6 protein-coding genes are annotated in these 8685 nt (G+C 73.6%); 3 read left to right on the top strand and 3 right to left on the bottom strand.

Annotated elements, in window-relative coordinates; translation table 11 throughout:
* Window positions 1–103 precede the first annotated feature (103 nt).
* The 3 genes from ACFVYI_RS34340 to ACFVYI_RS34330 form a co-directional block, all read right to left on the bottom strand.
* Window positions 104–1183, bottom strand: coding sequence for an alpha/beta hydrolase (locus tag ACFVYI_RS34340; protein ID WP_387892822.1), 1080 nt, complete (start codon window positions 1181–1183; stop codon window positions 104–106).
* A 70-nt stretch (window positions 1184–1253) separates the two neighbouring features.
* Window positions 1254–2396 carry a serine hydrolase domain-containing protein gene (locus tag ACFVYI_RS34335; protein ID WP_387892820.1) on the bottom strand — a complete coding sequence of 381 codons (1143 nt, stop codon included), beginning with the start codon at window positions 2394–2396 and terminating at the stop codon, window positions 1254–1256.
* Window positions 2397–2595: 199 nt separating this feature from the next.
* Complete coding sequence (locus tag ACFVYI_RS34330; protein WP_387892818.1) at window positions 2596–5145, bottom strand: helix-turn-helix domain-containing protein; 2550 nt, start codon at window positions 5143–5145, stop codon at window positions 2596–2598.
* Between the two features lie 155 nt (window positions 5146–5300).
* Between ACFVYI_RS34330 and ACFVYI_RS34325 the strand changes: the two genes are divergently transcribed.
* From ACFVYI_RS34325 to ACFVYI_RS34315, 3 genes are all read left to right on the top strand, one after another.
* Window positions 5301–5525: a hypothetical protein gene (locus tag ACFVYI_RS34325; RefSeq protein WP_387892816.1), complete on the top strand. Its 225-nt coding sequence runs from the start codon at window positions 5301–5303 to the stop codon at window positions 5523–5525.
* Between the two features lie 269 nt (window positions 5526–5794).
* Window positions 5795–6991: a DUF4185 domain-containing protein gene (locus tag ACFVYI_RS34320; RefSeq protein ID WP_387892814.1), complete on the top strand. Its 1197-nt coding sequence runs from the start codon at window positions 5795–5797 to the stop codon at window positions 6989–6991.
* A gap of 70 nt (window positions 6992–7061) precedes the next feature.
* Window positions 7062–8685 (top strand): glycoside hydrolase domain-containing protein (locus tag ACFVYI_RS34315; RefSeq protein ID WP_387892812.1); only part of this gene is annotated, 1624 nt, incomplete at its 3' end.

Raw genomic sequence — 8685 nt, 5'->3', positions numbered from 1 at the left:
CGCCCGCCGGGGGCCGCCCCCGGCCGCCCGCCGCCGGGCCCGCCCCCCCGCGCGGCGAGCGCTCCCGCGGCCCCCCCCGCCCCCCCCGGCCCCGGCGCGGGTTTCAGCTCGCCGCGGCGAAGGCGGCTTCGAGCCGGGGGACGTAGTCGGCGAGCGCCGGAGCCCAGCAGCCGTAGTTGTGACCGCCGTTGCAGCCGGGCGACAGGGTCGACCCGTCGCCGTAGTCAAGGGTGCGGTGGGGGATGCCGAGCTGGTCCAGCCGCGTCCGGACGGTGTTGGTGGCGATCGACGTGAAGTGGTCGATGGGCCCCTGGTCGCCGGTGTAGAGGGCGATGTCGGTGCCGGCCAGCTTGGCCAGGTTGGCGCCCGCGGCGGGGTTGACCTCGTTCCAGACGTGGTCGGCGCCGAAGACCGGGTAGGGCGAGCCGAAGATCGCGTCGCTGTCGACGTAGGGCCCGTAGCCGACGCACTGACCGGTGCCGGAGGTGCTCGCGGCGCACCACGCCCCCGGGAGGTTGAGCTCGGTGGCCAGGACCGTCCCGCGGATCTCCGCCATGCCGAGGTCGATGCCGCCGGACAGCGAGGCGACGTGGCCGAACAGGTCGGGCCGGTACTCGGCGTAGCGCAGGGCGCCGTAGCCGCCCATCGACAGGCCGACGACGGCCCGGTGGGACCGGTCGGCGAGGGTGCGCAGGTTGGCGTCGATGAAGGGGACGACCTGGCCGGTGTGGAAGGTCTGCCAGTTGGCCTTGCCGAGGACGGTGTTCTGCATCAGCCAGTCGGCGTACCAGCCCTTCAGGCCGCCGTCCGGGACGACGGTGATCATCGCGTCCGAGCGCAGGGCCGGGGCGGCCGCGGCGTCGTCCACGGTGCCGGCTCCGCCGTGCAGGAAGTACGTCACCGGCCAGCGCCGGCCGGGGTCCGCGGCGTAGTCCCGCGGCAGGAAGATCCGGATCTTGTGGGTGCCGGACAGCTGACCGGTGGTCACGGTGAGCGTGAGGTCGGTGTTCGAGTGCACCTCGGGGGCGCCGACCTGGGTCAGGCCGAACCCGTCGGTGAAGGCGGGCACGGCGGGCTGGTCCGCGTGTGCGGGTGCGGCGACGAGCAGCGCGGACACGGCCATCGCCGCGGCGACGACGGCCGCCTTCGCGTGCCGGCGCCAGGCGGTCGGGAGCGAGGTCATCGGTGGTCCTCTCGGGGTGGCGGGCAGGAGGGTCGGGGGCTCCGCCGCCGGGCGCTGGCGGGGCCGGGGGTCACAGCGCGCAGTAGGCGTCGACCGTCGCCCTGCCGGTGTCCTGCTGGCCCTTCGTCCCGGCCAGCAGGTGGAACTCGTTGTTGGCGCGCGCGACCTGCTTGCTGCCGTCGTCGCTGGTGTACCAGTCGCTGAAGTAGCCCAGTACGGCGCCGTTGTGGCTCCAGGCCCACTGTCCGCACGGCAGTTGCACGTGGACGATGCCCAGGCCGTAGCCGACGGTGCCGTCGGCGGTCACCGGGACGGTGGTCTTGAGCTCGGCCTCCTGCGCGGGTGCCAGCAGCCGACCGGTCACCAGGGCCCGGGAGAAGGCGGTCAGGTCGTCCAGGGTCGACACGATCGCCCCGGCGGCCCCGAAGGTCTGGACGTCGGAGACGGAGACGTCCCTGATGCCGATGCTGATCACCGGGTACTCGTACCCGTGCAGGTAGCTGCCGGAGAGGGTCGGATCGCTGGTGGGGAAGCTGGTGTCGCGCAGGCCGAGCGGTTCGATGATCCGCTGCCGGACCTCGGTGGCCGTGTCGTTGCCGGTGACGGCCTTGATCACCATGCCGGCCAGGACGTAGTTGGTGTTGGAGTAGCTCCACTGCCGGCCCGGCGAGCCGGTGGGCTTGTGCTGGGCGAGGCCGAGGTCCACCAGGGTCTGCGGCGGCCAGGGCTTGTAGGGCTCGGTGTTCAGCGCGTAGGAGAGCGAGAACGCCGTGTCCTTGGCGTAGTCGGGCAGGCCGGAGGTGTGGTTCAGCAGCTGGCGGATCGTGATCCTGGTGCCGTCGTAGCCGTTCGCGGCGACCGCTCCGGGCAACCACCGGTCGACGGTGTCGTCGAGGGACAGCCGCTGCTCGCCCTCCAGCTGGAGCAGCACGGTGGAGGTGAACGCCTTGGTGTTGCTGCCGATCCGGAACTTCGCGGAAGGGTCGGCTGGCACCCGGGTGGACAGGTCTCCGACGCCGGCGTGCACATATTGGGTGGTGTCGCCCTGGCGGACCAGGCCGATCACGCCGGGGTATCCGTCGGCGACCCCCTGCTGGGCGCCGGCCTGCAGGACGGCGGCCGCGGTCGGGGTGTCGGCGTGCGCCGGTCCGGCACCGGCGAGGGCGGCGAGCGCCAGCGCCGCGCCGACGGCGGTCAGACGTAGGGGCTTCATCGGACTCCTTGGGCTGCGGGTGGTCAGGGCGGCACGCGGTGCTCGCGCTCGGCTCCGACGGCTCCGGGCGCCGGCGCCGCGTCGACCCGGTACCCGTGATGCTGCTGTCCGGGCGGTCCGGCGGACAGGCCATGGCACCGGCCACATGTGACCGGCCGTCCCGCACCGGCGCCCTGACCGGTGGATCGCGCCCCCGCGGTCACGGTGAGCCGGCCGGTGCGGGCGGGAAGGTGGCCGGTGCGTAGTGGCTGTGCTGCTGCCGGAAGGTGCGGCCGAGGTGGTGCTGCAGCCGCTCGTGCCGGAACTGGTAGACCGCGCCGGTCTGGCGCAGCACGCCGCGGTGGTAGGCGTCGTCCAGGAACGCGACGGTGTGCCAGGGCAGTCTGCCGGTCAGCGGCAGCCAGAGGCGGGACAGGACGAGCCACTGGCCCCAGGCGGTGAAGGCGAGCAGGTAGGAGACCGTGCCGCCGATCCCGCCGACCGCGCCGATGAACAGGCCGTCCGGGACGCCCCAGTTCAGCGGCCCCAGCGAGTCCTGGAACAGCTCGACGACCAGGCGCCCGCCGCCGGCGATGGTGAGGGTGAGCGCGGGCGCCAGGGTGAGGAACCGCCGGACCACCGTCGCGCGGTTCGAGGACAGCAGGCTGACCGGGGTGGCCGCGGAGGTGACGTCGACGGGCGCTTCGAGCGCGGCCGAGAGCCCGAAGACCAGCCCGGCGGCCGAGCCGAAGGTCAGCCCGAAGCACAGCATGTTGATCAGGGTGCCTTCGACCACGTCCGGATCGGTGAGCGGGGAGCCCGCGTACAGCGCGCGCTCCAGGGCGAGGGCGCACGCGCAGCCGACGCCCATCACGGATCCGCCGAGCATCCCGTCCCCGAACCGGGAGAGGAAGGTGCGGACCGGCCGGCGTCCGAGACCGTGGTGGGTGCCGGGCAGTCGCAGCCGCACGCGGGTCGGCTCGAAGACCTCCCCGCCGCCGAAGGTGATCAGGAGGGCGTACACGGACCCGAAGGCGAGCCCGGCGACCGGCCCCATCAGGCTCCCCTGGAGGAGGACTTCGCCGATCCCGATGCCGAGCCCGAGCCCGAGCGGGCCGCCGAGCAGGCTGACGAACAGGCCGACGAGCCAGTCGGCGACGGCGACGCTCAGCGAGGTGGCCACCACCACGGCCAGGATCCGGGTCGGGCGCGGCAGCGACTCGCCGATCTGCCACCAGGCGAGGTCCTGCCGGTCGTGGTCGAGCCGGACCAGGTGGTGGGCGAGGTGGCCGAGCCAGTGCTGGGCGCGCTCCGGGTCCCAGCCCGGCGACCGGGCCTGCCGTCCGGCGGCGTCCCGCTCCGGGGCGCGGCGGCGGTACACGGCGGGGACGAAGCCGGCCAGCAGGTGCTCCTCCAGGGACTTCGCGGTGGGGAACCTGACGGTGTCGAGCAGTTCGGCGGGATCGCGGTCGGGCGTCTCGCTGTAGGCGGTGCGCGCCAGGATCACCATGAGCGGGGTGGTCAGCACCGCCGCGAGGTTGGCGCCCGCCGTGCTCCCCCCGGCGCGCAGTTCGTCGAGGACCGGTCCCCACACCGACTCGCCGTCGCCGTCGCCGTCGCCGTCGCCGGCGTCGAGGGTGACCGGTCGCGCGGTCCGGGGGAGGTAGTGGACGAGGTCGTCGAGGGTGAGGTCGGAGAGCTCGATGCCGGCCGCCCACAGCAGCGGCGCGTGCGCCTCCTGGACGGCCTCGGCGAACTCGTCGTGCCGGCTGGTGAGGACGAGCGGCAGCGAGGTGGCGTTGAGCGCGTCCAGGGCCTCCCGCCGCAGGCCCTCCGCGATCTCGTCGAACCCGTCGAGGACGGGGAGGACGAGATCGGCGTCGACCAGCGCGGCGGCCAGGGTCGACCCGTGCGGGCCCCGGCGGGCCAGGTGCGGGTGGTCGCGCAGCAGGCGGCCGATCAGCCAGTCCCGCAGCGCGGTGGTGGTCGGGTCCCAGGAGCCGAGACTGAAGACCACCGGGACCCGGCCGGGCACGGTCGGGTCCTCCAGGTGGTCCAGGACGAACCTGATGGTGAGGATCGACTTGCCGGAGCCGGCCCGGCCGAGGATCACCAACCGACCGGAGGAGATCCGCCGGTAGACCTCCGCCACGCTCCGCAGATCGCCGCTGAGGTCCATCCGGCGGGCCACCGCCCCCGGTCCGAGGCGCTGGATGTTGTCCGAGCGGTCGGTCAGCCCGGCGGGGGCCGGCTGCCACCGGACCGGGAGCGGAAACGGGTCGTGGACCCGGCGCTGCGCCTCCTCGCGCCGCCAGCGACGCCGCACCTCCGTCGCCAACTCCTGTGCGGCGTCGACCAGCGCGGCGTGCACCTGCCTCGGTGCGGGAACCGCCCGCGGTGCGGACACCTGCCTCGGTGCGGGCACCGCGGGGGCCTCGGGCGGTGCGGGGGGCGGGGTCGGCTCACCGGCTCCGGGCGGGTCGGGGGTCCAGGGCGGTCCGTCGGCCCGGGCGGGCGGTCCGGGATCCCCGGGGGCCGGCCCGCTCCGAGCCTTCGCAAGCATGATCGCCAGGTGCCGGCGGTCCTCCTGGCTGATGTCGAGCGCGTCGGCCAGCAGGTTCACCGTTCCCAGCCGGTGGTCGGTGGATCTGCCGCTCTCCAGCCGGCGAATGGTGCGCACGCTCACTCCGGACCGCTCCGCGACCTGTTCCTGCGTCAGGCCCGCCTGGCCGCGCAGCCTGCGCAGCAGCATGCCGAGCTGATCTGTCACCGGGGCGCCTCTCTACTCGCCGGTAAATCGCCGGTGAGCCTACCTCTGACGACCGGTCAGCGATGTCCGGCCGGATGGCCTGTTCGCCGAACATGACGAACGCCACAATCGCTGCCCTCATGGAGGCGCGGCGCGGTGGGAAGCGAGGAGTCGACGTGGCCTACCGCTACTGGTGCGGTGAATGCGGTTTCAGGACGGCCTGGCTGAGCGGGCCCGAGGGGGAACGGCAGCAGATCGAGCACTACGCGAAGAGGCATCCCGGCACTCCTCCCGGGGGCCATGTCGAGGTCGGTCGGATCCCGGACGGCTGCTGCGGCTGCCTGCTGGTGGTCGCGATCGCGCTCCTGCTGCTGGTGGTCGCGGCGGCGTGCCGGCGCTAGGCCGGGCCGGGGCCGCCCGGGCGATCGGCCACCGGTCGTCCGGGCTGACCGGTCGTCCGGGGTGACCGGTCGCGTTTGGCCGGTCCGTGGCCTGTTCCCCCGGGCGGTCCGGACCGCAGCATGGGGCCGGGGCCGCAGCGGACCGCCGCCCGGCGCCTCGACTCCGCGCGCACCGAACGTCCCGCGCACCGATCCTCCGCGCGCCGACCTTCCAGCACCGACCTTCCACCCGTCGACCGTCCGCGTCACGTCCCAACCGAAGGAGATCCATGTCCACTTCACCGCAGCCGGGTCACGAACTCACCCGGCGATCGCTGCTCCGGACCGGTACGGGGCTCGTCCTCGGCACCGGTCTCGCCGTGGGTGCCGGGGTGGCCGCCGCCGGGCCGGCCGCCGCGACCAACGGCGTCGGCCAGACCGGCGCACCGCTGTGCCAGCTGCCCGGTGACTCGGCGAGCCGGTACGGGCTGGGCAGCGGCGACCTGGGCATCCCGTACCACCGGGAGCACGACAACACCTGGGGTTATGTGTTCGGTGACTCCTTCGACGCCGGCAACACCTACCTCGGCTCCCCGGTGATGCTGAACCAGGCCGACTTCGACCGCTCCGGGGCCACGCCGATCTCGTTCAGCTACGCCGTGCCCGACGGCTCCGCCGGGCAGCTGTTCGACTACGTGCACGGCGCCGACAACGGTCACGGCGTGGAGGGCACCCGCATCCCGAACGACTGCATCGAGTTCGGCGGCCGCACCTACCTGCAGTACACCTCCGTGGCGCGCGGCATCGGCCCGGATCCGCTGCCGGCCGGCGAGGACGGCTCGCTGATGTCGGGCGTCGCCTACTCCGACGACTTCGGCCGGACGTGGACCGACTACCCGTACCACTGGGCCGGTCAGGACCAGGGCGTGAACCAGTCGATGTACGGGATGTGGTCGTTCGCCGGCATCGATCCGGACGGCTGGCTGTACATCTTCTCCAAGCGCTGGAACGGCACCCACAAGAACACCGCGGACCAGGGCGCGATCCAGCTGTTCCGGATCGACCCGGACGACTTCCGTGCCGGCAACTTCGGCGCGCAGCAGAACTGGACGTACAACGGCAGCTGGTACTGGGCGAGCGACGGCACCCCGCCGACCCCGCTGTTCGGCCCCGGGAACAACATCGGCGAGTTCTCCGTCAAGCGGATCGGCGGCCGCTACTGCATGAGCTACCTCGACGTGAACGACGGCTCGATCTGCACGCGCACCGCGGCCCGGCCCGACGCCGCGTGGTCCGCGCCGGTCCCGCAGATCGTCGCCAACAACGTCTGGCCGCCGAACCACTGGGGCCGGCCGCAGGTCGAGAGCCTCTACGGCGGCTACATCCACCCCGGCAGCGCCGGTGCCACCTCGCTGACCCTGATCGTCTCCCAGTGGACCGCCCAGGGCGCCTACCGGGTCCTGCAGTTCGACGGCATCCGGCCGTAGTGCGGGCCTCGCACCGGCCGTCGTGCCGGCCCGTCCACACCATTCGACGTGCACAGCGGAAGGAGTCCTCGTGAGACTCGCCACCTTGACCGGCGCGCTGGTGGGCGCGCTGCTGCTCTCGTCCGCCGGCCTCGCGGCAGCCGGACCGGCAGCCGCCGCCCCGGGCGACGGCAGGAACGTGACCTACCGGGGCACGACGTTACGGGTGCCGGCGTCCTGGCCGGTGATCGACCTGGACGCGGCGCCGAACACCTGCGTGCGGTTCGACCGGCACGCCGTCTACCTGGGCAGCCCCGGAGCGGACCAGGACTGCCCGTCCCACCTGCGGGGGCGCAGCGAGGCGATCCTGGTCCGGCCGGCCGTGCCCGGAGCGGCGGGCGGGGCCCGGGAGAACGCCGCCGCCCGCGAGATCACGGTGACCACCGGGGCGGTCACCGTCACCGCGGCCTACGGCACCGACCGGGCGGCCGTCACGACGGTCCTGGACCGGGCCGGTCTGCGGAAGCCGGTCGGGGCGGCGGCGCAGGGGAGCGCCGCCCCGGCCACCGGCACCGCCGGCACGGCCTTGGCCTCCGGTACCGCCCCGGCTCTCGCGGCCGCCGTGGACGGGAGCGTCACCAACTACACCGGCCAGGGCTTCGACCCGTGCGCGGCCCCGAGTTCGTCCACCATGCGCACCTGGATGGACGCCTCGCCCTACGGGGCGATCGGGATCTACATCGGTGGCGTCAACCGCACCTGCGACCAGCCGAACCTGACCGCCGACTGGGTCGCCCGGCAGGCCTCGATCGGCTGGCACTACTTCCCGCTGTACGTCGGCCACCAGGCGCCCGGGGCCTGCCCCGGCTGCGCCACGATCCCGTCGGCGGCCCAGGGCGCGGCCGACGCCGACGACGCGATCGCGCAGTTGTCGGCCCTCGGCTTCCCGCCCGGCACCCCGGTGTACATGGACAACGAGCACTACGCCCCGCAGTACTCGGGCCTGGTGATGGGCTACCTGTCCGCCTGGACCGCGCAGTTGCACGCCCGGGGCTACCTGTCGGGCGTGTACGGAAGCGCCGGCAGCACGATCTCCGACCTGGTCGCCCACTACGACTCCTACGCGATGCCGGACGTCATCGACTTCGCGGCGTGGCCGGGCAGCGGCGGCACCAGCACCTCGGATCCGGCGATCCCGGACCACCTGTGGGCGAACCACCAGCGGATCCACCAGTACACGGGCGGCCGCGACGAGACCTACGGCGGCATCACCATCAACATCGACGCCGACTACCTGGACGTCCACTTGGCGGCCTCCGGGCGGGCGTGGGACGACTTCGGCGACGGCCGGCAGAACCCGGCGATCGGCCGGCAGGCGAACGGCGCGATGATCGCGTTCGCGGTCTCGCCGGACCAGCAGGCGCTCTCCTACCGCGAGCAGACCGCCCCGAACGGCGGCTGGGGCCCGTGGCAGCGGCTCGGCGGTCCGGTCGGCGGCCTGCCGGTGGTCGGCCGGAACCCCGACGGCCGGCTCGAACTGTTCGTCCTGGGCTCCGGCCGGAGCAGTATCCAGCACATCTGGCAGACCGCCCCGAACGGCGGCTGGAGCCCCTGGGACACCTCCTTCGGCGGAGCGGCCTCCGGTGTGACGGTCGGTCAGAACGCCGACGGCCGGATGGAGGTGTTCGCGGTGGCGCCGGACCGGAGTTCGATCT

Origin of the sequence: Kitasatospora sp. NPDC058218 (assembly GCF_042882445.1) — a bacterium.
Lineage (GTDB): Bacteria > Actinomycetota > Actinomycetes > Streptomycetales > Streptomycetaceae > Kitasatospora.
The sequence above is the reverse complement of the archived record's forward strand: the minus strand, read 5'-3'. Positions and strand labels throughout refer to the sequence as shown.